Below are 22,457 nucleotides of genomic sequence, written 5' to 3'. Positions count from 1 at the left end.
GTACGCGGCATTGTCGTGTTCGAGAGAAGGAGGAGCCCCATGCGGGGCCACCCCAGACGTACCACCGCCACCGTCGCGCTGGTCGCGGCGAGCGCCCTGCTCTCCGGGTGCAGCGGACTTCAAACCGGATCGTCCGATGCGGAGTTGACGGTGTCGACGACCACCGGGATCATCGCCGACCTTGTCGAGCAGGTCGGCGGCGACCGCGTCGACGTCACCTCGATCGTGCCGCACCACGGCGACCCGCACTCCTACGAGCCCAGCCCCGGCGACGCGGCCAAGGTCGCCAAGGCCGACGTCGTGTTCAGCAACGGGCTGCTGCTCGAAGAGCCCGGGATCATGAAGATGGTCCACAGCAACGCCCGTAAGTCCGTCCCGAAGATCGAGATCGCCGAGAAGCTGGAGCAGTACGGCGGCACGGTGATCAAGCTGGAGGAGGACCTCGGGCTGGACGTGCTGTGGCTCGGCTGGGCCGTAGAGGGCGAGGTCGCCGGAGACGGCTCCCAGGTCCGTACGACGGCCACGAAGCTGGAAGGGCCCGGCGAGCTGTGCGTGTATCTCACCGACACGCTCGGCAAGCCTCAGGTGTACATCGACTCCGCCGACGGCCTCGACGGCGCCGACTCCTTCACCCTGCCGCCCGAGGCGCACACGCACGTCAACTGGGCGTTCAGCGAGCCCGGAACGTACTGGCTGACTGTCGAGGGGCGGACCGAGACCCTCGACGGGAAGACCGAGGACATCGGCAGCGGCACCTTCACCTTCACCGTCGGCGACGACGCAGAGGTGCCCGCGGGGGCAACCGTGCTCGACGGCGGGCACGCCGATGTCGCGCTCAACGCCGAGACCGGGAAGGTGTACGTCCGCGCCGACGACGACACCAGCGGCGAACCGGCGCGGCTCGCAGCCGATGACGTGGTGCTCAATGTGCCTGACCGGGCCAAGGAGACCGTGCCGAAGGAGAAGCCGTACTCCTTCCTCGGCGAGGCGGGCGACGAGCTGTGGGTACTGCCGCAGGCCGTCATCGGCAAGCACGTGCACGGCGACATGGACCCGCACGCCTGGGCGGACGTCGCCAACGCGGCGGCGTACGTCCGGCGGATCGAGGCCGAGCTGATCAAGGCGGACCCGGACGGGAAGGCGACGTACGAAAAGAACGCCGCCGCCTATCTGAAGACCCTCGGCGCCCTGGACGAGGAGGTCGCCAAGAAGCTCGCCACCGTGCCGGAGCAGAACCGCAAGCTGATTACCACCCACGACGCCTTCGGGTATCTCGCCAAGGCGTACGGCATGGAGGTCGCGGGCTTCGTCGTGCCCGTGCCCAACCAGGAGCCGAGCGCGGCCGAGGTGGAGGAACTCGGCGACACCATCCGGGAGAAGAAGGTCCCGTCGGTGTTCCTGGAACCGAACCTCGCGGCGCGGGCCGACGTGCTGCGCCGGGTCGCCGAGGACGAGGGGGTCGGGATCTGCACGATCTACGGCGACTCGTTCGACGACGAGGTCCACGACTACGTATCGATGATGCGGCACAACGCGACCGAGCTCGCCAAGTGCCTGAGGGAGGACGCCTGATGAGGGGCATGCGAAGGGTTCAGCGGGTCGCCGTGGCGGTCGTGCTCGCGGCCACCCTGGCCGGGGGCGGCGTCGCCCTCGCCGACGACGGTACGACGCGGGCGGGAGGGCCCGGACTCGGCCGTATCGCTTATGCGGAGGGGATGCTGACCCTCGATCCGGCCGAGGGCGCCCATGTGATCGAGGTCGGCGGCGCGGGCGTGGCAGACGCCTCGGCACCCGGGTGGGACACCACCGGCGTACCCGAGGGCACGGTGACCGGAGACACCGTGCGGTGGTCGCTGACCGGGCTCGACGGTCCCGGTGACCTCAAGGTGTACTCGGCCGAGGACGGGCGGGAACGCGGCGGCGCCGAGGACGCGCTGCTGTTCGACAGTGCGGACGATGTACGTGACGAGCGCGAGCTGCCGGTGGGCCAAGTGGGCGGCACCCGCTGGGAGTTCAGCCAGGACGGCACGTACCGGGTCATCCTCACCGCCGAGGCCACGGCCGCGGACGGGCGGGAACTGTCCGTCGGGACCGTGTACACGGTGCTGGTCGGGGACACAGCGGACGGAGAGGACACGGTCGCCGAGGAGCCGGTCGCCGAGGAGACTCCCACCGGGGAAGCCTCCAAGGAGGCGCAGCCGATGCCGGCGGCCGGGAAGGCTGTTACCCAGGTGGCCGAGGCCGAGCGACGCACCGCCCTCGCCGCCACCACGGCATCCGCCGATGTGGTGTCCGACAGGAAGGTCCTCGACGAGGGTCATGTCGACTTCGCCGCCCGCGTCGTCGACAACAAGCTGCAGATCCACCTCAAGGACGGCACCGTCTCCGGGAAGACCACCTGGCGCGAGCCCTCCTCCGTGGTGCTGCACGTCAAGCCCGCGGCGAAGAACACCCTCCCGGCAGGCGACGACTTCGCATTCCTCGGCAAGGAAGGCGACCCGGTGTGGCTGCTCGATCAGGTGCAGCAAGAGGGGCTGCTGTGGCCCGGCTGGTCGACGGACAACATCAAGGCCGGGGTGACCAAGTCAGGCGTGGAGTTCTCACTCACCAAGGTCGACGGTCCGGGGACCTACGCCCTCTACACGTACGACGCGATGTCGGGCGCGAACGTCCTGTTCAACAGCAAGGACGGGGTACCGGACTCCTTCGACGTGCCCGCCAACACGCACGCACACGGCGGATGGGCGTTCACCAAGCAGGGGACGTACCGGCTCACCTTCAAGATGAGCGGCACGCTGGCGAACGGCACAAAGGTCTCCGACACGGAGACGGTGACGTTCGCGGTCGGCGACACCGACCCCGGCACCGTGACGCCAGGTGACGGCTCGGGGAAGGGAACCTCCGGGACGTCCGGCTCCTCTTCTTCGGACACGCCAGGCTCCGCCACCGACTCCGGCTCCACGGGCGGCTCTTCGACCGACGACACCGACGGCTCGATGGCCTCCACCGGCGCCGGTCAGCCCGTCCTCCTGGGCTCGGCCGCTGCCGCGCTCACCGCAGTGGGAGCCGTGGCCTTCCTGGCCGCCCGGCGCAGGAGGACCGCACGTGGCTGACAGCGCGGACCCGCTGCTGCGGGTCGCCGGTGCGACCGTCGTCCTCGGCGGACGTACGGCCCTGGAGAAGGCCGACCTGACCGTCGACGCAGGCGAGCTGGTCGGCCTCATCGGCCCGAACGGCGCCGGCAAGACGACCCTCCTGCGCGCCGTGCTCGGGCTCGTTCCGCTGGCTGGCGGAGATGTGGCCGTCGAAGGCCGGACCGGGCGGCGCGGCGGGCGGAGCATCGGGTACGTGCCGCAACGGCACGAGTTCGCCTGGGACTTCCCCATCGACATCGCGGGCGCCGTCCTCACCGGCCGTACCCGGCAGATGGGCTGGCTGCGCCGCCCGGGCGCGGCCGACCGGGCCGCGGTGGACGAGGCACTGGAGCTGACTGGGCTCGCCGACCTGCGTCGGCGCCCGATCGGCGAGCTGTCCGGCGGCCAGCGGCAGCGGGTCCTGGTGGCCCGCGCCCTGGCCGCAGGCCCGCGCATCCTGCTCCTCGACGAGCCGTTCACCGGAGTCGACGTCCCCACCCAGGACCTCCTGAACGAGCTGTTCGGCCGACTGGCCACGGAGGGCAGGGCGTTGCTGATGACCACCCACGACCTGGCGGCCGCCGCCCGCACCTGCCACCGGGTGGCGCTGATCAACCGCACGGTCGTCGCCGAGGGCGGCCCCGACATCCTCGCCGACCCCGACCAGATGCTGCGGGCCTTCGGCCTCGACCGCGCGATCGGAGCCGTAGCGTGATCGAGTTCCTCACCGACCCGTGGCAACTGCCCTTCATGCAAAGGGCGTTCACCGTCGCCGCGATCATCGGCCTGGTGTGCGGCGTCGTCGGCGTGTACGTCGTGCTGCGCGGCATGGCGTTCATCGGTGACGCGGTCGCCCACTCGGCCTTCCCGGGCGTCGCGCTCGCCTACGCCTTCGAGGGCAACCTCCTGCTCGGCGGCGCCGCGGCCGGCATCACCACCGCAGTGTTGATCGCCTTCGTCTCCCAGAACCGGCGGCTGAAGGAGGACACCGTCATCGGCGTCTTCTTCGCCTTCGCCTTCGGCCTCGGCATCGTCCTGGTCTCCACCAGGGACAGCTGGACGACGGACTTGTCCTCCTTCCTGTTCGGACAGGTTCTGGCGGTGAGTACGACGGACGTATGGACCGTGGCCGCCATCGGTGCCGTACTCGTCCTCGTGGTGCTGGCGATCGGCAAGGAATTGGTCGCCGTCAGTCTCGACCGCGAAACGGCACGCGCCACGGGCCTGCCGGTATTCCGCCTTGACCTGGCGCTCTACGTCGTCGTCACCACGACGATCGTGATGTCCCTGGAAGCAGTCGGCAACATCCTCGTCCTCGCCCTGCTCATCACCCCCGCCGCCACCGCCCGCATGCTCACCGAACGGCTGTGGGCGATGACCCTGCTGGCATCGCTCATCGGCTGCGCGGGCAGCGTCGCGGGCCTGTACGTGTCGTACGCCTACGACCTCGCCGCGGGCGGCTCCGTGGTAGTGGTGCTCACCGGTCTGTTCTTCCTCACCTGGTGCCTGGCACCCCGGCATGGGCTCCTGGCGAAGCTCGTCCGACGCCCGGACGGCGCCGCCCCCCTGCCCGCCGGACGGTGACACTCCGACGGTCGGCCCACGCATCACGGGGGCCGGCCGTCGCGTTCACCGGACGCGAGTGCCGTGGAAGTGCTTCGCCTAACGGGTGGCCACCACGACGTAACTGTTGCCGTACTGCCAGACCGGACCGGCATGCGTGAACCCAGCCTGCCGCAGCAGCCGTACATGCGCGGACAGCGGCAGGCCCGGGCCGGTTCCAGTCTTCGTGCCGTTGCGTGGCTGTCGGCGGCGGCGTTCGGCGAGGAGGTCGGTCAGCTCCGGCTCGTCGGCCACGGCCGCCCACCAGGAGTCCCAGTCCTCGTGGGCGAACACCTGCTGCCGCTCGGCCTGGCGGCGTCCGATGTGGGCGACGAGCCCGGCGGCCTCGGGGCTGCCCTCCGGCGCAAGATGATCTCCGTTGACCAGGACGCCGCCGGGGCGCAGCAGCGCGGCGAGTTGTTCATACGTGTGGCGCAGGACGTCCGGAGTGAGGTAGTGCAGCCCGGTCGTGGAGACGGCCGCGTCCAGCGGGCGGTCCAGACCCAGAGCCTGGATCCAGCCGGGCTCGCCGACGACCGCCTCGACGTAACGGGCGGCAGAGCCGTGCTGGGTGCGGGCCAGCTCCAGCAGCAGCGGGTCCATGTCCACCGCCACGATCTCCGCGTCCGGAAGCCGCCGGGCCAGCCGTGCCGCCAGGGATCCGGGACCGCAGCCGAGGTCGAGCACGAGAGGCTTGTCCGCCCGGTCAGCGGTGATGTGCTCTACCACATCGGCGATCACCGTGAACCGCTCCTCGCGGCCGACGGCGTACCGCTGCTGCCGGCGCTCCCAGCGTTCCACCCACATCTCGGCCGTCGCCATGCTCAGCCCCATCCGGTCGGCGGTGTTCGCGAAGGCCACCAGATCGCCCGGCTCGGGCCTACGCGGGAGGAAGACCGTCCTGCGGGTGATCATGTCGGTCTCCAGGCAGAGGGTGCCGAAGAGATGAACACCCACGGGTTCCGCGTCGGCGGGGACTCCGGTGCCGTCCTTGGGGATGACGACGGGGTCCATCAGCACGCCGTGTTCTTCAAGGGCCATGTCGTCGGCCTTCATCGCCAGCCGTACCAGCAGATCACCCCCCGCGCCGGAGTCACGTACCTCCAGCACCTTCGCCAGCGTGATCCCGCACTGGTCCACCAAGGCCCGCCCCGGTTCGATGTGCAGGTCGTACAGGTGCTCCAGCAGCAGTGCGGCCAGCGGGCGGCCACCCAGCGATGCGGCGGGTTGCGCCAGCAGTTCGTCCAGATACCGCTCACCGGCGACCGGCCGGTGCGCCGGGTACAGCCCCAGCGTTCCCGGCAGCGTGCCGGCCTCGCTGCGCAGCCCGTAACCGTGGCCCTGCCAGGTCAGGGGCGGGCGCCTGCCCAGCACGGCTTCCGTCAGCTGCGTTGTGTAGTGCTCCCACTGCTCCTGGTCGGCGAGGTAATTGACGCCGAATCCGCCGCCGATGTCCACGGCTCGCGGACGCAGCCCCCGGCTGCGGCACTCTTCCAGAACGGTGAGACAGCACTCCAGGGCCATTGCCTTCTCGGTCAGGCTGGTGGTGTCCAAGTGGTAGGCCACGCCGGTCAGTTCGACCGTGTCACTGTGCCGTTCGACCGTCTCCAGCAGTGTGTGGAGTTCGCGTATGGGCGAGCCGAAGCGACTGCGTCGGCTCAGCACCCGCACGCCGACCGCCTCGAATGCCGACAACCGCAGCAGGACGCGGGCCCGGGGGAGCGCGTGTTTGCCGACGAGAGCGGCGAGTTGATCCAGCTCGCCGAGCGAGTCGACGCCGACGGTCACCCCGGTGCGGGCGGCCAGCCACAGGAACTCCGGGTTTTTGGGCCCGGTGGCCACGATCCGGTCGGACACGAAACCGGCGCCGAGAGCGTGCTGCAGTTCGCCCAGCGACGCGACGTCAACTCCCGCGTCCGTCGCGGCGAGCCGCCGCAGCAGGGCGCTGGACCGGCTGGTCTTGTGGGCGAAGAAGACCTGCCCGGACAGGTGGTGTCTGCGGTACACGGACCGGAACCGGTCCAGGTTCTCGGCGATCCGGTCGGGCACGAGCACGTTGAGCGGTGATCCCAGTGCGTCGGTGAGCATGTGCAGGAATCCGGGGGAGTGGAGCAGGGCCTGCAACCGGGGACCAAGCCGAGGTTCCAGGTACAAGGGTCTGCCCATGCGTGTCCCTCCCCGAGCGCCCAGGTCCCGGCATGCCGAGCGCGGACGACACTTCCTCCCGCGGTTCGCCGTATAGCACCTTTCCCTCACGTGCACCCACTTACGCCCCGGGGCGCCGGTGTCGTACCGCAATGGCAGGGGTAACGCCGAGGGCACACTGTGGTTCTCGGCGGCGTCCTCATACGGGCGTTCGGCGAGAGTTGCCGGTCGCGGAGATGCGGCATGGGCGGCTGGCCGGGCAGGTCCAGCGTCTGGGGATGCCGGCGAACCGAGCGGCGGAGCCGCCCGTCGCCGCTCGGCGACCTGCTCGGGTGCGGCGGTCGAGATCTACCGCAGAGCCATTGCAGCGGCCGAGAGGCGCCCGTCGGCGAAGAGCCGGTGCAGCCGGTGCGCAGGGCAGGAGCCGGGCACTCCCGGCCTCGGGACACACTTGAAGCCACGGTCGACCGTCGGCATCCCAGGGGGCCACGCCGAGCAGCTGGGACGCGGGATGCGCCGACCGCTGAGCCTGCGGTCGTGGTGGTTGTGGTGGGGAGGGCCTGCGAGGACGGCGGCTCGCTGGGGCGCCCGGCATGCTGGGCGCAGTTCGTGGTGTCCCTGGGTGCGACGACGGTGCCCGCTGCCGTTACGACTCCGGGGGCCGCGACGGACGTACAGCCAGCAGGCGGCGCGGAGGGCGGCGCCCTTGGTGCAGGCCCTCCGCCAGCCAGGCGGCCAGGGCTTCAGCCTGCGTGGGATCCGTGAGCGGGCCGAAGGCCAGCGCGGGTCCGAGCGGCGTACGGTCCCGGGTGCAAGGCTGGACCACCACGCGGTGGCCCGCGCGTGGCACCTGGTTGCCCTCGTGGTGGGGGCAATGCAGGTGCCGGCCCAGGCAGCCGGTGGCGACGAGCAGCCCGAACGGCACCTGCCGGGTCACGTCGCGCAGTGCTTCGAGGACGCGGCCGTCCGCCGCGCCGCAGCCGCCCTCGGCCCGGCAGACCGCGGCCGTGAAGCCCTCGGCGGCCTGCCGTGCGGCGGTGGAATGCGGCCTCGGGGTCATGCCACGGCCGTCCCGGTCAGGACCCGGACGTCCAAGTCCGTCACCGCGTCCGCTTCCAACGTGGCGGTGAAGTGGGCGCGGACGCGTTCCACGGCGTCGGGCGCGAGCCCGTTGAGCAGGGCGCGGGTGCCGCTGCCCACGGCCAGGTCCCAGGCGGTCGCCGGGGTCAGCGGCACGGCGAGATCCCGGCGTATGACCCGGGGGTCGCTCAGCCCGAGGGCCTCCAGCCAGGCAGCGAGGGCGTCGGCGGTGTCGATCCGGGCCAGTTGGTCCGATTGCGCCGACCCCGGCCATTCCCGCTCCGTCTCGATCGCGCCCTTGAACGCCCGCCCCCAACCGCCGAGCGCCCCCTTTTCCCATACGGTCACCGCCAGCCGCCCACCCGGCCGCAGCAGACCGGCAAGCTTGGCGGTATCGCGGTCCATGTCCGGGAAGAAGAACACACCCAGCGCGCACTGCACCAGGTCGTAGCCGCCCTCGGGCGCCGTCCACGCCGTCACGTCGTGCTGGTGGAACCGCAGGCTCGCCAGGCCCTCCTGCCGCGCCCGCCGCTCGCCGAGCGCCACGAGGGCCCCGGAGAGGTCCACCGCGTCGACCAGTCCGCCGGGGCCGACAGCGCGGGCCGCGGGGAGCGCCGATGCGCCGGCCCCGCAGCAGGCGTCGAACACCCGCTCGCCGACGGCAGGAGCCGACACGTCCACCGTGGCCTGCCCAACCGGGTCCCACAGCAGGGGTGACCAGCTGTCGAACTCCTCGGCACCCGCGCTGAACACCTCTCCGATCGTGGCCTGCTGAGCGGCCATCGGAACCTCCTAACAACGGATGAAACGGTTTTCGTTGTCGTCAACGTACTTGCGGGGCGCTCCCGTTGAACACCCGTGGTGGTGGTTGCGTAGAGGCCGATGTTCTCAGCCAGTCGACGCGGCACGGCGCGGTGAGGGCGGCCTGAGCGGGCTGCTGTGCGGGGACAGGGCCAGAGAGACGAGGAAGACGGCGGCGACGACGAGGCTGATGGTGCCGCCGGCGGCGAGGTCCCAGTGGGTGGACAGGGCGAGTCCGAGGGCGCAGGAGCCGGTGCCGATGGCCATGGACAGCGGCAGGGTGGTGCCGATGCGGTCGGTCCACAGGCGGGCGGTGGCGGCGGGGCCGACGATGAGGGCCATGGCGAGCATGACGCCGATGGCGGGTGCGGTGACGACGATGACGGCCTCGATGAGGACCAGTAGGAGGAGGTCGAGGGCGGCCACGGGGTATCCGGCGGCGCGCTGGCCGTCGGGGTCGAAGGAGCCGTAGACAAGCTCTTTGTGGAGGGCGGCGAGTACCAGCAGCACCAGCGCGCCCACACCGGCCGTCACGGCGAGGTCGTGCCCGGTGACGGTGACGATGGAGCCGGTCATGAAGGCTTCGAGGTCGCGGCTGAAGCCGTCGGAGGCGGACAGCAGGGCGACGCCGAGGGCGAAGCCGGCGGTCAGCACTATGCCGGTCGCGGTGGTGGCGCCCTGGTCGCGGCGGCGGGAGACGGCAAGAACGCACAGGCAGACCAGCACGCCCATGGCGGCGCCGCCGAGGTAGATGTCGATGCCGGCCACGGCGGCGAGGACGACGCCGGGGAAGGTGGCGTGGGTCATGGCCATCGTGAAGAAACCCATGCGGCGCAGGACGACATGGACGCCGATCGCGCCGCACACGGCGCCGACCAGTGCGGCCTCCAGCAGCGCGCGGTGGGTGTAGGAGTCGAGCCAGCTCATGCCCGTACCGCCTTCCGCGCGGCGAGCAGCAGGGCGTACGCGGCCGTCATCAGCAGGACGACCGCTGGTCCGGCGGCCAGTTGTATGCCGTGGCGGACCGACGCCTGGTAGCTGGCCGCCAGGCCGGCCCAGCCGCACAGCGCGCCGAAGGCCCCGCCGATTGCGGCGATGACCGGGATGCGGTGGGAGAGCAGCCGGCCGAAGGCGGCGGGCACGATCATCAGCGCGATCACCAGGACGGTGCCCACCGCGCGGACCGCGGCCACTACGACCAGGGCGATCAGGACGTTCAGCGCGAGGTCGAGCAGCCAGGTTCGGTAGCCCAGGGCGCGGGCCCCGTCCGGGTCGAAGGCCCGCAGGGCGAAGTGCCGCCCGAGGAGCGCCAGTGCGGCCAGGCAGCCTGCGGCGAGCACCGCGCTCTGCACGATTTCTGCGCGGGTGACGGTGAGCACCTGTCCGAAGAGGAAGGCATTGAGGTCATGCCGGTAGTCGTGCTGGCGGGAGACCAGGACGACGCCGAGTCCGAAGAACGCGGTGAGGATGACGGTCAGCGCCGAGTCCTCGCTGATGCGGGGCGCGCGGGTGAGCAGCGTCAGCAGGACGGCGGTGAGCAGCCCGGCGACCAGGGCACCCCAGAAGACCCCGTCCGCGGCCCCGGCGGCGAAGCCCACCACGACACCGGGGAAGACAGTGTGCGTGAGCGCGTCGGCGACGTACGCGAGACGGCGTACGAGGACGAAGACGCCGACCGCGCCACCCAGTACGCCCAGGATCAGCAACTCCACGAGGGCACGGGCCATGTACGGCACCTGGAAGGGGTCGGTGAGCGGAGAGCCCATCACATCCCCGCCACGAAGGTGCTGCCGTCGACTTCGAGCACGTGCGCGCCGTAACAGCAGCGGAGATTGTCGGCGGTCAGCGTCCGCTCCGGCGGGCCGAACGCGTACTGCCGCCCGTTGAGCAGACAGACCTGCCGGCAGAGGGCGTGCGCGACCGACAGGTCGTGGGTGGAGACGAGGACCGCGGCGCCGCCCGCCAGCAGTTCGCGCAGCGCGCCGAGCAGCGCGTCGCGGCTGACGGCGTCCACGCCGTTGAACGGCTCGTCGAGGAGGAGTACGTCGGCCTGCTGGGCGATGGCGCGGGCCAGCAGGACCCGCTGGCGCTGGCCGCCGGAGAGGGTGCCGAAGCGGTCCCGGGCCCGGTCGGCGAGCCCCACCAGGTCCAGGGCGTCGGCGGCGATGGCCCGGTCGCGTTTCCCGGGGCGGCGCAGCCAGCCCGCCGCCCGGTAGCGGCCCATGAGCACCACTTGGCCGACGGTGACGGGGAATTCGGGGTCGAGGGTGTCTGCCTGCGGGACGTAGGCGGTGCGGGAGCGGGCGGCGGCCGGGCGCTGCCCGCGCACGGTGACGGAGCCGGCGGCGACCGTGACCAGGCCGAGCGCGGCCTTGATGAGGGTGGACTTGCCCGCGCCGTTGGGCCCGACGAGGGCGGTGGCCTGGCCCGCGGGCACCGTGCCGTGCACATCGCGCAGTACGGTCGCGGAGCCATAGGCCAGGGTGGCGTGGTGGAAGACGATCGCCGGTGGCGGACCGTCCTCGGCGCGCTGCTGGGGTACGAGGGCGGCGGTGGGGGTCACTTCAGGGCGTCCACGATCGTCGTGGTGTTGAACTCCATGCTCTTGAGGTAGGTGTCGCCCGCCGACCCCTTCGGGCCGAGCGAATCGCCGTACAGCGAGCCGTCGCCCGCGACCACCTTCACCCCGGACTGGCGGCCGATGGCCTGGGCGGTCTTCGGGGGCAGCGAGGTCTCGCCGAAGACGGCCTTCACCTTCTGCTTCTTGATCCTCTCCACCAGGCTGTCCAGCTGACTGCCCGACAGTTCGGCCTGGTCGCTGAAGTCGGGGATGACCGAACCGACATACGTGAGGTGGTAGCGGTCGATGTAGTAGCCGAAGGCGTCGTGGTTGGTGACGAGCTTGCGGTCGTCGGCGGGCAGGGAGTTGATCTGCCCCGCGATGCCCTTGTCGAGGGCGTCCAGCTTGGCCGCGTACGCCGTGAAGTTGTCCTGGTAGTCCGCCTTGTGTGACGGGTCGGCCCTGATCAGAGCCTTCTCGATGGTCTCGCTCATGATCTTGACGTAGAGCGGATTGTGCCAGATGTGCGGGTCATCGGCGGTCTCGCCGGTTTCGTGGTCCTCGCCCTGACGCAGGGTGATGCCCGTGCTGGTGTCGACGGGTTCACCGTCGAAGCCGGACGCCTCAATGGTCCTGGGCAGCCACTCGTCCTCCAGGCCCACGCCGTTCTTCACCAGCAGCGCGGCCTCGCCGATCGCCTGCAGCGCGGCCGGGGTCGGCTCGTACTCGTGGGGCGAGGCATTGGGCTTGACCAGCTGGGTGACCGTCACCCGGTCCCCGCCGATGTTGCGGACGAAGTCGGCGACCTGGGTCGTGGTGGCCACGACCTTGACCGTGCCGCCGCCCTGGGCGTCGCCGCTGTCGGCGTCGGCACTGGTGCCGCAGGCGGTGAGCGAGGTGGCGACGACCGCTGCGAGAGCGGCGGCCGCGGTTAGGCGCTGGGGGTGGTGCACGGTACTCCTCTGACCGATCGGACTAACGAACGTGGAAATCATTTTCATTTAGCATCCAGCATGGATGGGGTGCCGGTCAACTGTGGAGGTGGCGCAGATCCACCAGTGCGCCGAGCGACTTCCCCGTGGCCGCGAGTCGCTCGTCGGCGAGGATGCGTATCCGTCGTCCGGTTGGGCGCGGCGGGTCTCGATCGCCCGCGCTCTGGCCGATATGCCGGCCCTGGTGCCGGATGTGGCCATCGCAGACGTCCATGAGCCTGCGGGGTGAGGAGGCGGGGGAGGGGTGTTCATGCTTCTGTGTCGATGTGCTGCCGGTCGTCTCGTCACTGAAGCAGGCGAGACAGTCCAAGAATTCCTGAATTCAGGATTCCTTGTATCGTTGAGCCGTGCTGACTCTCGTTGCCGACATCGAAGTACTCGCTCGGTTCGGACGCGCCCTGGCCGATCCGATCCGCTGCCGCATCCTGATCGCCCTGCGCGAGGCTCCGGCCTACCCCGCCGACCTCGCCGATGTGCTGGGCATCTCCCGCACCCGGCTGTCCAACCACCTCGCGTGCCTGCGGGACTGCGGCCTCGTCGTCACCGCCCCCGACGGACGGCGCACCCGCTACGAACTCGCCGACGAACGTCTCGGGCACGCCCTGGACGACCTCCGCACGGCGGTCGTCGCCGTCGAGGCGGACCGCACCTGCCCGGACGCGGACGAGAAGGAGTGCTGCTGAGTGGCCGCGCTGTCCCCCGCCCCCAGCCGGGCCCGCCGGGATGCGCTGACCCGCCGCATACGCCTGCTGGTCGCCGCGACGATCACCTACAACGTCATCGAGGCGATCGTCGCGATCACGGCGGGAACCCTCGCCTCCTCCACCGCGCTGATCGGCTTCGGCCTCGACTCCATGATCGAGGTGTCCTCCGCCGCGGCGGTCTTCTGGCAGTTCTCCGCGGCCGACCACGCCGTCCGGGAAGCCCGCGAGCAGCACACACTGCGGATCATCGCCGTCTCCTTCTTCGCCCTCGCCATCTACGTCGCCATCGAGTCCGTCCGCGCGCTCGTCGGCACTGGTCAGGCCGAGCGCTCGGTCATCGGCATTGCGCTGGCCGCCCTCTCCCTGCTGGTCATGCCGTTCCTGTCCGCCGCCCAGCGCCGCGCCGGGCGTGAGATCGGATCTGCCTCGGCCGTCGCCGACTCCAAACAGACCCTGCTGTGCACGTACCTGTCCGCGGCGCTGCTGGTCGGCCTGGTCCTCAACGCCACCCTGGGGTGGTCGTGGGCCGATCCGGCTGCCGCTCTGGTGATTGCTGCCATCGCGGTCAAGGAGGGCCGCGACGCCTGGCAGGGCAAGGGGTGCTGTACCACCCCGGCCCACGTGGTGGCGCCTGCCGGTGCCGACGCAGGCGTGTGCGGCTGCCGCCCCGGAGGCGACTGCTGTAGCTGACCAACGCGGTCGACACCTGCAACGCGTGATGCTGGAGCTGCTGGTCGACCGACTGTCCGAATGCCTAGCCTGCCGCTGACCGGGTCGCCGGGTGCTCGACCAGGCGGGCCTGCCCATCGAGACCTTCGCGATGCGCCTAATCGCCTGCGGAGGCGACCCCTTCACCGACAAGGAGAATCACGCAGCCCTCGACGAGGTCCGACAGCGTGCTGCGGCCAGGCGGGATGTTCGTCCACGCCATCCGCCACACCAGCGATGGGCGCCACGGCGCTGGTAACGCTCACGGGGACGACTTCGAGCACGGCGGCTTCGCCGTGCGCTTCTTCCCCACCACTTGGGCGAGGCCCTCACCGACGGCTGGACCCTGAAGGAGTCCACAGCTTCGGGGAAGGCGAACTGCCCAGACCTGTGGCGCATTTCGTCCTCGCCAACATCCTCATCGGCGTCGTCCTCACCTACCTTTGACGAGGCACGGGAGGCGGGTTGGGGGGAAGCGACAGAAGTGCGGCGCCGGACCACCGCCCCGAAAACGAGCAACTGCTGCTCCGGCGCATCGCCGCGGCCCGCCGCGCCCTGGACGATCTGAAACGCGACCTCGCTCGAGCCACGCGGCTCCGATCCGGAGAGTGCCTGGCTGGCGAACTCCGCGCCGCGGAAGGGGAACGGGCGGAGCCGAGCATGGAGGGCCGTGCGTAGCCTCCGATGATGGTGCCGGTGCCCGAGCTACTGGAGGTTCCTGGTCTCCGGTCCCCCAGAACATCCTTGGCGCATCGGATTTCCTCACCTTCGCGCAAGCGCCTGTCGTGACAACCGACCTGACCCCACCTCACCAACCCTTCACCGGGTGTATCCGCCCGAGCTGCGGGCATGACAGAGTCCAGTCAAGCTCTTGTGGCGCTTGATCGCTCGTGGGAGAGTTTCGGCGGCTCACAGTGCCGCCGAAATCACGGCCCATAAGCCGTAGTTGGCGGCTTGTACGTCCCTGGGTACGGCCTGACCACCCGTCGCCAGGAGCCGCTCGGCGACCCCGAGCGGCAGCACCCCGTACGACCCGAATTGCCCGTAACCCGGACAACGAAAGGTCTGGTTCATCACCATGAGAGTCTCCACGCGGAGACTTCGCGCGCTCATCCCGGCCGCCGCGCTCGCAGCAGGACTCCTCGCGGCCTTCCCCCGCACACAGTGCGGATCGTGCGGATCACCCCGCCATCCGCACAGCACCGCCCACGACCGCGATATCCGACAGCTGGATCGCCGTCCTCAAGGAGACCCCCAAGGCGTCCGTCCGAGCGGCCTCGGAAGACCTCGCCGACACGTACGACGGCGATCTCACCCACGTGTACCGCTCCTCGGTACGCGGTTTCGCGGTGAAGATGACCGCCGCCCAGGCCCACCGGCTCGCCGCCGACCCCCGCGTCGCCTATGTCGAGCAGGACGCAGAGGTGCACGTCAACGCCACCCAGTCAAACCCGACTTGGGGACTGGACCGCGTCGACCAGCGCCAACTGCCGCTGGACGGGACGTACACGTACAACACCACAGCCTCCAACGTCCATGTGTACGTCATCGATACCGGAATACGGACCACGCACAGCGAGTTCGGCGGACGCGCCAGCGTCGGCACCGACACCGTCGGGGACGGCCAGAACGGCAACGACTGCAACGGCCATGGCACCCATGTCGCCGGAACCGCCGCAGGATCGACATACGGCGTGGCCAAGGCCGCTTCGGTCGTCGGCGTACGCGTCCTCAACTGTGAGGGCTCCGGGACCATCTCCGGGGTGATCGCCGGTATCGATTGGGTGACCGCCAACGCCGTCAAGCCCGCCGTGGCCAACATGAGCCTCGGCGGCGGCGCCAACTCCTCCCTCGACGCGGCCGTGCAGAACTCCATCGCGTCCGGTGTCAGCTACGCGGTCGCCGCGGGCAACGGCAACATCGCCGGCCGGGCGCAGGACGCCTGCAGGTACTCCCCGGCCCGGGTGCCGGAGGCGATCACGGTCGGAGCGACGGACCGGACCGACACAAAGGCGTCCTGGTCCAACTACGGCACCTGCCTGGATCTCTTCGCCCCCGGTGTGGGCATCACCTCCGCCTGGAACACCGGCGACACCGCGACCAACACCATCAGCGGCACCTCGATGGCCACCCCGCACGTCGCGGGTGTCGCCGCGCTCTACCTCTCCGGCCATCCCTCGGCCACCCCGCAGCAGGTGAGCGATGCTCTGGCGGCGAGCGCCACCAGCGGCGTCGTCCAGAGCGCCGGCAGCGGCTCGCCGAACAAGCTCCTCTACTCGCTGTTCTGACACACCCACGGCATCACAGCATCACGGCCGCTCGGCGCTCGCGCCGGGCGGCCGTTCTTCGCCTTCGCTCTCCCCACTGTTCAATTGATCGCGGCCAAACCGATTCTGCATGATTTTCACCAACCAAGTGGCCGACAACAGTTCATTCTCCGGATTCTTATCGTCCCGAGTGCGGACTTCCTATTCTCCACGTGACCAGTCGGCAAAGGTGAAACGGCAATTGACCCAGATCTCCACGTGAGCCGAAGGAGACCGAATGGAACGCCTTACCCTGCTTCGCGCCGCCGTCATCGGTGTCGGGGCAGCTGCCTTTTCCGGATCCCTGTGGCGGCAGGCGGCCGTCGCGTATCCCGCTCTCCCTGGGCCCAGCCCGTACGGCGAGCTTCAGACGGCGGACGCCAACGGCATCATGCTTCCGGCCGGTTTCACCAGCCGGGTGATCGCCCGCTCAGGCCAGACGGTGTCCGGCACCGGCTACACCTGGCACAACGCCCCCGACGGCGGTGAGTGCTTCGCCGACGGCACCGGCTGGGTCTACGTCTCCAACGCCGAAGTCGGCAGCGGTGGCGGCGGAGTCAGCGCGGTGAAGTTCGACAGCAATGCTCAGATCACGGGCGCGTACCGGATCCTCGGCGGCACCAACCGCAACTGCGCCGGCGGCTCCACCCCCAGGAACACCTGGCTGTCCTGCGAGGAGGTCGACACCGGCTACGCTACGAGACCGACCCGTGGGGGGTGCCTCTATGTCTTTCGTCAAGCCAGGCGTGGGGTTCTGGGTTCGTAGAAGGTGCCGTCGCGGAGCATCGCGAACAGCACGTTGACCCGTTGCCGGGCGAGCCGGAGGAGCGTCTCCAACGGCGCCTCTCGGGCCCGGTAGCACCACCCCCCAGGTCATCCGTTCGACAGGGGGGAACAGCCATGCCGGGCCCGGAGGCCAGCGGCCCTCTTGCAGGACCGCGAAAAAGATAACGGGGGTGGAGCGCGCGTTGATAAGCCGGTTCGGTGACCGCAGCATCCTGCTCACCACCAGGGACGGGCGGCTCGCGTGCATGGCGCCCGGCGACCAGACGTCCTGACGTACTTCGCCAAACGGGCGTACGCTGCCACCGACGGCGGTCGTGTGGCGATCGGCCGCCCCCAGCCGGGCGCGGCCGGAGTCGTCCAGTCGTACGAGGAAGCCCTGAACACCCTCGACCTGACCGACCGCTTCAAACTCGATGAACCCGTGCTGCGCGTCGCCGCCGACCTCCTTGTCTATCCCGTCCTCGCCCGCGACCGGCAGGCGAAGGCCGACCTGGTGGCCGGCGTCCTCGGCCCGCTGCAACGGGCCCGCGGCGGAACCGAGCCACTCCTGGACACCCTCACCGCATACTTCGACTCCGGCTGCGTGGCCGCGGAGGTCGCCCACCCGGCTGTCGCTGGGCATGCGCGTCCTCCCCTACCGCCTGGAATGCATCCACAAACTCACCGGCGCCGACCCGTCCGACCCGGTACACCGCTACACCCTGCAGACAGTGGTGATCGGCGCCCGCCTGCTCGACTGGCCGACTCAGGGCCCACCGTGCCGGTTGCAGGTTCGACAGTCGTCTTCTTCCGCGGGATGTCTTTGGACTCCCTCATACGAGGGCTCACGCTGGACCTGGTTGTCGACGGACCGAGCGAGTCGGCGCGGTGGTGGGTTGCGGTACCCGTGCAGTCCGGGCGCCCGAATACTGCCGGACCCTGGCAGTGACGGTGGACCGTGCTCGCGGTCATCCTTTTCATCCTGGCCGACGGCAGGGACGCCCGCATCTGGAGCTGAACGCGCGTGGATCAGCCCCGCGAGAGCGGGTTCGCACTCACAGCTGCTGTGTCTGTTCTGCCCGGGCCCACGAGGTAGCTTGGTGGGAGGGCCTCTGTAAGGAGGGCGATTGGATGCCGTGGTTCGTATGGCTGCTCGCCGCCGCGGCACTGGGTGTGGCGGAGTTCTTCACCCTGACACTGGTCTTCGGGTTGCTGGCGGGCGCTGCGTTGGTCGCCGCCGTGGTGGCGGGTGTGGGTATCGGCCTTCTCGGCCAGCTCGTGGCCTTCATCGCGGCAGCCGTGGCGGGCCTGGTCGTCGTCCGTCCTGTCGTGATGCGCCAGATGGCACAGCAGCCCGTGACACGCGAGGGCAGTGACGCGCTGATTGGCAAGCGGGCCGAGGTCGTGCGGGAGGTCACCGCGACCCGGGGCCTGATCAAACTGTCCGGCGAGGAGTGGTCCGCCCGCGCCCTCGACGAGAGCCATGTGATCCCGGTGGGCGCGCTGGTGGACGTCATGGAGATCGAAGGCGCCACGGCCATCGTCTACCCGCGCGAACTCCTGCCATGAACGGCTGAACACACTGCAATGGAGGCACTGTGGATCCAGTTGTCATCCTCACTCTTGTGGCGGCCATTGTTGTCGTCTTCCTCGTGGCCTCCACGGTGCGGATCGTCCCGCAGGCGCGCCGCTACAACATCGAGCGGTTCGGCCGATATCGCCGGACGCTGCAACCCGGCCTGAACCTGGTTCTGCCGGTGGCGGACCGCATCAACACCAAACTCGACGTGCGTGAGCAGGTCTATTCGTCCGACCCCAGGCCGGTGATCACCGAGGACAACCTCGTGGTGAACATTGACACCGTGCTCTACTACCAGATCACCGACCCGAGGGCGGCGGCCTACGAGGTCGCTGACTACCTGCAGGCGATCGATCAGCTCACCGTGACCACGCTGCGCAACGTCATCGGCAGCATGGATCTGGAGGAGACGCTCACCTCGCGTGAGGAGATCAACTCCCGGCTCCGCGCCGTCCTCGACGATGCCACCGGCAAGTGGGGCATCCGGGTCAACCGCGTCGAGATCAAGGCCATCGATCCACCGCACACCATCAAGGAAGCGATGGAGAAGCAGATGCGGGCCGAGCGTGACAAGCGCGCGGCCATCCTGCACGCCGAAGGGGAGCGGCAGGCCAAGATCCTCACAGCGGAGGGCACGAAGCAGAAGGACATCCTGGAGGCGCAGGGCACGCAGCAAGCCATGATCCTGCGGGCGGACGGCGAGGCCAAGGCGGTGGAGCTCGTCTTCCAGGCCGTCCATCGCAACAACGCCGACGCGAAGGTGCTGGCCTACAAGTACCTTGAGACGCTCCCGCACCTGGCGGGCAGTGACAACAACACGTTCTGGGTGATCCCGGGGGAGTTGACCGAGGCGATCCGGACGGTCACCCGTGCGTTCGGCGAGGAGTCGACGGTGGGTCCTGCCCATGCGGCGCAGCCTGAGGAAGCGGCCGCCGCCGACGCCGCCGACACGTCGGACGAAGGCCGGACCCCGGAGCTCGATGCGGGCTGGACGGCTTCGCTTGACGCCGCCAGGGCTGCTGACGAGGCCGAGAAGCAGGCCGCCGCCGCGGTGAGCGACGCCAAGGCGGAGGCCGAGGCCGCGAAGTCGGCTCAGGTACCGCGCCGGGGCCAGACGTCCGGGCATTGAGCCCACCCTCGGCTGTCGCCAGGGACGGCCGCGAGGCCTCCCGAACTCTCGGTGTAGCGGACGTGCGCGCCGTCTTTCATCAGGTAGCCCGAGGCTCCCGAGTCGACGGCGGCGAGAGTGACAAAAGGGGCAAAGTGAAAGGCCGGGTATACCCTGAATTGCCTTTTTGTGTGGCATACGCCGCTCATCGTACGGGAGGGGCTCATGACCTTCGTCCAGCTCATCGACTGCAAGACCAGCAACGTCGATCAGCTCAACCGGCTGATGGACAGCTGGGTCGAGGCGACCCAGGGCAAGCGGACCGCCACGCACTCGATCGTCGGGCGGGACCGCTCGGACTCCGCCCATGTCGTCGAGATCGTGGAGTTCCCGTCGTACGAGGAGGCGATGCAGAACTCCAACCTCCCCGAGACCAACCGCATCTTCGAGGAACTTGTCGCCGCCTGCGAGGAGACGCCCACCTTCACAGACCTCGACGTCGTACGGGACGAACAGCTCAACAAGCTCGTCGTCCGCCGTTTCTTCGGCGAGGTCATCAACGCCAAGAACCTCGCCCAGGCCAAGCGGGAGAACGGCGAGATCCTGGACGCCTTTAATCCCCGGCTCACAGTGAAGAGCATGATTGCCGAGGGCGACCTTGTGACCTGCCGGCGGCACCAGCTCACCCACCGGCGTCACCTTCCAGGGCCGGCACACCGGCACGTACCAGGGGTTGGAGCCCACCAACCGGGACGTCGCCGGAACCGGTCACGCCACGTTCCGCTGCCAGGGGGGGGCAAGATCGCCGAGAGCTGGTGGAACTGGGACGACCTCGGGCTGCTGCAACTGGGGGCCCTGGAAGCCTGATCCATCCCAGGCTTCCTCAATCTCCTCGTGTGCAGCCACCGGTAGGGCGTACAAGGCCATCTACGCCCGTGGACCCCGGGAATCCGGGCCCATGAGAACGGGAGTTCGCCCGGAGCGTGGATCAGTCGCGGGTCTTGAGACTGCATCCTGTGCCAGGCCGTTGGTCTGGGGCCATGGAGCCGCGTTCACGTCCAGATCCCGATGAGGGGTGAGCACGACGACTGCTTACGACTGATCGGTGCTGCTCAGGCCCGAGACCTTGAAGATCGCCAGCGCGGTCTCGTGGTCGATCTCTCGGGAGAGCTGACGCAGCACCGACTGACCGTTGCCGCAGCCGTCCTTGCTCCAGCGATACACGTACCCCTGCGTCCACCAGGCGCCGGAGTGCCGGATTGGCCGCCAGCACCTCAGGGGCAACCTCGGCATGCCCACTGTCCGCGTCACGCAGCATCAGCCGCCGCGCACCTCCGCGAGACCAGCGGACCAAGACCAGGCGATCGGTGCGTACGAACCGCTCGCACCACAACCAGCGGGACCTCAGCCACCCGTCTCCGGCCGTCATTACGGGCAGCCGCGCGTGAACTCGATCGACGCGCACGGGATCCAACTCTCCGATGAAGTACCTGCGCCGGTGGCGCGTCAGGTCGCGCGCCGGTACGGGGCTGTCGATGCCGTGCAGCATTCGCGGTTCGGGGCCGGGCCCGGCGAGTGTGACGATCCCCGGCACATCCTGCACGCCGCCGTCCCGGACCGCGGTCAGCAGGGGGGCCACGGCTGGTTCCCCTTCGCCTCGCACCACCGCGTCCACGGCCCCTTCGGCCTGTGCGAGTACGTCTTCCGCCACGAAGGACACGCTGTGCCCGCCGAAGAAGACGAAGCAGTCCGGGGCGGCGCGCTTGGCCGCGTGGGCGAGGCCGATCGCTTCTGGGATGTTGGCCAGATAGTTCAGGGACACGCCGAGAGTGTCGGGGCGGAAGGAGGCGAACTCACGGGCCAGTTCCCTTGTACCGGTCACCTGCAGGTCCACGATCCTCACCTCGTGGCCCGCCTCGCGGGCCGCGCCGGCCACCCTCTCCAGGCCGAGCGGCTCCAGACGCAGGAAGATCTCCGAGTACATCAGGGCGCTGGGGTGGACGAGGAGCAGACGCATGGTCACCTCGGTGGGCGGCGGACGAGGATAGCGGCCGGTCGACCGTTGTCACAGGGGTTCCACGCGGGGTGGGCCGGAACCACACGCCCACCGAACGGCCCACAGTCGGCGGAGCCCGTCGAATGGTGGTCACCTCATTCACCCGCCCGGCAGCTCGGCGGAGGACTCCGGGCCGGCGGGGATGCCCGGTCCTGCGGCGTGGCGGCCGGGCGCCGACGCCGGACCGTCGCCTGGGACAGGGCCGCACGCGGCAGTCCGGGGGCGCAGTGGGACGCCGTTGGAGCGCAACACTTCGCGGACGTCCAGGATCAGAGGGAACCTCATAGTTGCGGTCCTCGCCCTGTTCCTCCCATGCCTGTTGCTCGGCTTCGACGGCCATGCGGTCCTCGGCGAAGACGCGTTCTGCGAAGCGCCTGATGAGCGGCCAGGCCAGGTGAAGAGCGCCGGGAATCCTGGGCTTTTCGATCATGAGGAGGCCGCAGGCGTGACAGGTGCGCTGTTCGGCGTCCTCGGGCACGTACGCGGCCCAGAGGCGGAAGGCCGGGCGTTCGGCAGTCTCCGGTACCAGGTCGAGTGTCTGGTACGGGCATTCGGTGCGGATGGTCATGACGTCGGCGGAGTCCCTGCCGCCGATGCCTTCGGCGGCCAGGAGGCTGGCGCCGTGATTCCGTTTCCCGCCGGCGTGGGTGAACAGGTACCTGGCCTCTACCGATCGCGCATCGGTCCGTAGACCACGGAGGCGAAGCCCTTGGGGCCGAACCAGGCCGCCACCAGCTTCTTCTTGCGGGAGAGGCTGGTGCCGAGCAGCGACAGCGGCAGCGAGGCCGGGCGGATGAGCACGATCGCGAGGATCACCGCCTCGTAACCCCCGAAGGGGAAGCGGTGTGTGCGCTGCCGCATTCCGGCAACATTGAGGGCGCTGCATGCCGTTTCGATGCCCAGGAACCTCGATCGGC

19 protein-coding genes and 7 pseudogenes are annotated in these 22,457 nt (G+C 69.7%); 13 read left to right on the top strand and 13 right to left on the bottom strand.

The window, feature by feature from the left end; genetic code table 11:
- The first annotated feature begins 39 nt into the window (after positions 1-39).
- The 4 genes from H4N64_RS24925 to H4N64_RS24910 are packed head-to-tail and all read left to right on the top strand — an operon-like array spanning position 40 to position 4,718.
- Positions 40-1,572, top strand: coding sequence for an anchored repeat ABC transporter, substrate-binding protein (locus H4N64_RS24925; protein WP_186284641.1), 1,533 nt, complete (start codon positions 40-42; stop codon positions 1,570-1,572).
- Positions 1,572-3,113, top strand: coding sequence for a TIGR03773 family transporter-associated surface protein (locus tag H4N64_RS24920; RefSeq protein ID WP_186284640.1), 1,542 nt, complete (start codon positions 1,572-1,574; stop codon positions 3,111-3,113). The genes H4N64_RS24925 and H4N64_RS24920 overlap by 1 nt, the downstream gene beginning before the upstream one ends.
- Positions 3,106-3,849 carry an anchored repeat-type ABC transporter ATP-binding subunit gene (locus H4N64_RS24915; RefSeq protein WP_186284639.1) on the top strand — a complete coding sequence of 248 codons (744 nt, stop codon included), beginning with the start codon at positions 3,106-3,108 and terminating at the stop codon, positions 3,847-3,849. Before H4N64_RS24920 ends, H4N64_RS24915 begins: the two co-directional genes overlap by 8 nt.
- Complete coding sequence (locus H4N64_RS24910) at positions 3,846-4,718, top strand: anchored repeat-type ABC transporter permease subunit (protein ID WP_186284638.1); 873 nt, start codon at positions 3,846-3,848, stop codon at positions 4,716-4,718. Before H4N64_RS24915 ends, H4N64_RS24910 begins: the two co-directional genes overlap by 4 nt.
- A 78-nt stretch (positions 4,719-4,796) precedes the next feature.
- Here the strand turns inward: H4N64_RS24910 and H4N64_RS24905 are convergent, their stop codons facing one another.
- From H4N64_RS24905 to H4N64_RS24870, 8 genes and pseudogenes are all read right to left on the bottom strand, one after another.
- Entirely contained in the window at positions 4,797-5,570 is a 774-nt protein-coding gene (locus H4N64_RS24905) for a class I SAM-dependent methyltransferase (protein ID WP_186284697.1), read from the bottom strand.
- A 6-nt stretch (positions 5,571-5,576) separates the two neighbouring features.
- A pseudogene (locus H4N64_RS24900) lies at positions 5,577-6,902 on the bottom strand (alanine racemase); the annotation flags it as partial.
- Positions 6,903-7,527: 625 nt separating this feature from the next.
- Complete coding sequence (locus tag H4N64_RS24895; protein ID WP_186284637.1) at positions 7,528-7,941, bottom strand: hypothetical protein; 414 nt, start codon at positions 7,939-7,941, stop codon at positions 7,528-7,530.
- Positions 7,938-8,744, bottom strand: a complete 807-nt coding sequence (locus H4N64_RS24890; RefSeq protein ID WP_186284636.1) for a class I SAM-dependent methyltransferase — start codon at positions 8,742-8,744, stop codon at positions 7,938-7,940. The genes H4N64_RS24895 and H4N64_RS24890 overlap by 4 nt, the downstream gene beginning before the upstream one ends.
- 105 nt (positions 8,745-8,849) lie before the next feature.
- Positions 8,850-9,689 (bottom strand): metal ABC transporter permease, encoded by an 840-nt coding sequence (locus H4N64_RS24885; RefSeq protein ID WP_186284635.1) that lies wholly within the window; start codon positions 9,687-9,689, stop codon positions 8,850-8,852.
- Entirely contained in the window at positions 9,686-10,528 is an 843-nt protein-coding gene (locus H4N64_RS24880) for a metal ABC transporter permease (RefSeq protein ID WP_186284634.1), read from the bottom strand. Before H4N64_RS24880 ends, H4N64_RS24885 begins: the two co-directional genes overlap by 4 nt.
- The gene (locus H4N64_RS24875; protein WP_186284633.1) at positions 10,528-11,325 is read right to left on the bottom strand and encodes an ATP-binding cassette domain-containing protein; all 798 of its coding nucleotides are present in this window, start codon (positions 11,323-11,325) and stop codon (positions 10,528-10,530) included. Before H4N64_RS24875 ends, H4N64_RS24880 begins: the two co-directional genes overlap by 1 nt.
- Positions 11,322-12,275, bottom strand: a complete 954-nt coding sequence (locus H4N64_RS24870; RefSeq protein ID WP_336246797.1) for a metal ABC transporter substrate-binding protein — start codon at positions 12,273-12,275, stop codon at positions 11,322-11,324. The genes H4N64_RS24875 and H4N64_RS24870 overlap by 4 nt, the downstream gene beginning before the upstream one ends.
- 88 nt (positions 12,276-12,363) lie before the next feature.
- Between H4N64_RS24870 and H4N64_RS24865 the strand changes: the two genes are divergently transcribed.
- The 3 genes from H4N64_RS24865 (at position 12,364) to H4N64_RS24855 (ending at position 13,708) form a co-directional block, all read left to right on the top strand.
- Positions 12,364-12,543, top strand: coding sequence for a P-loop NTPase family protein (locus H4N64_RS24865; protein ID WP_186284631.1), 180 nt, complete (start codon positions 12,364-12,366; stop codon positions 12,541-12,543).
- 118 nt (positions 12,544-12,661) lie between these two features.
- Positions 12,662-12,997, top strand: coding sequence for a metalloregulator ArsR/SmtB family transcription factor (locus H4N64_RS24860; protein ID WP_186284630.1), 336 nt, complete (start codon positions 12,662-12,664; stop codon positions 12,995-12,997).
- Positions 12,998-13,708: a cation efflux transmembrane domain-containing protein gene (locus tag H4N64_RS24855; protein ID WP_186284629.1), complete on the top strand. Its 711-nt coding sequence runs from the start codon at positions 12,998-13,000 to the stop codon at positions 13,706-13,708.
- A gap of 927 nt (positions 13,709-14,635) precedes the next feature.
- Here the strand turns inward: H4N64_RS24855 and H4N64_RS24850 are convergent.
- Positions 14,636-14,800, bottom strand: coding sequence for a hypothetical protein (locus tag H4N64_RS24850; protein WP_186284628.1), 165 nt, complete (start codon positions 14,798-14,800; stop codon positions 14,636-14,638).
- A 4-nt stretch (positions 14,801-14,804) separates the two neighbouring features.
- Between H4N64_RS24850 and H4N64_RS24845 the strand changes: the two are divergent.
- From H4N64_RS24845 to H4N64_RS24820, 6 genes and pseudogenes are all read left to right on the top strand, one after another.
- Positions 14,805-16,014: pseudogene (locus H4N64_RS24845) on the top strand (S8 family peptidase).
- 256 nt (positions 16,015-16,270) lie between these two features.
- Positions 16,271-16,752: pseudogene (locus tag H4N64_RS24840) on the top strand (alkaline phosphatase PhoX); the annotation flags it as partial.
- 236 nt (positions 16,753-16,988) lie between these two features.
- Positions 16,989-17,567, top strand: a pseudogene (locus tag H4N64_RS24835) (PucR family transcriptional regulator); the annotation flags it as partial.
- Between the two features lie 361 nt (positions 17,568-17,928).
- Positions 17,929-18,366: an NfeD family protein gene (locus H4N64_RS24830; RefSeq protein WP_186284626.1), complete on the top strand. Its 438-nt coding sequence runs from the start codon at positions 17,929-17,931 to the stop codon at positions 18,364-18,366.
- A gap of 29 nt (positions 18,367-18,395) precedes the next feature.
- Positions 18,396-19,505, top strand: coding sequence for an SPFH domain-containing protein (locus H4N64_RS24825; RefSeq protein WP_186284625.1), 1,110 nt, complete (start codon positions 18,396-18,398; stop codon positions 19,503-19,505).
- 204 nt (positions 19,506-19,709) lie between these two features.
- Entirely contained in the window at positions 19,710-20,351 is a 642-nt protein-coding gene (locus H4N64_RS24820) for an ester cyclase (protein ID WP_186284624.1), read from the top strand.
- Positions 20,352-20,576: 225 nt separating this feature from the next.
- Here the strand turns inward: H4N64_RS24820 and H4N64_RS45485 are convergent, their stop codons facing one another.
- From H4N64_RS45485 to H4N64_RS24805, 4 genes and pseudogenes are all read right to left on the bottom strand, one after another.
- Complete coding sequence (locus H4N64_RS45485) at positions 20,577-20,708, bottom strand: hypothetical protein (protein WP_260859954.1); 132 nt, start codon at positions 20,706-20,708, stop codon at positions 20,577-20,579.
- Between the two features lie 207 nt (positions 20,709-20,915).
- Positions 20,916-21,501, bottom strand: a pseudogene (locus H4N64_RS24815) (B12-binding domain-containing radical SAM protein); the annotation flags it as partial.
- A 138-nt stretch (positions 21,502-21,639) separates the two neighbouring features.
- A pseudogene (locus H4N64_RS44495) lies at positions 21,640-22,234 on the bottom strand (aromatic ring-hydroxylating dioxygenase subunit alpha); the annotation flags it as partial.
- A pseudogene (locus H4N64_RS24805) lies at positions 22,225-22,371 on the bottom strand (cation:proton antiporter); the annotation flags it as partial. The pseudogenes H4N64_RS44495 and H4N64_RS24805, both read right to left, overlap by 10 nt.
- Between the last annotated feature and the right edge of the window lie 86 nt (positions 22,372-22,457).

The sequence above is a fragment of the Streptomyces cupreus genome, assembly GCF_014257025.1.
GTDB lineage: Bacteria > Actinomycetota > Actinomycetes > Streptomycetales > Streptomycetaceae > Streptomyces > Streptomyces cupreus.
Note: the sequence above shows the minus strand (reverse complement) of the source record. Positions and strands in the feature narration are given on the sequence as shown.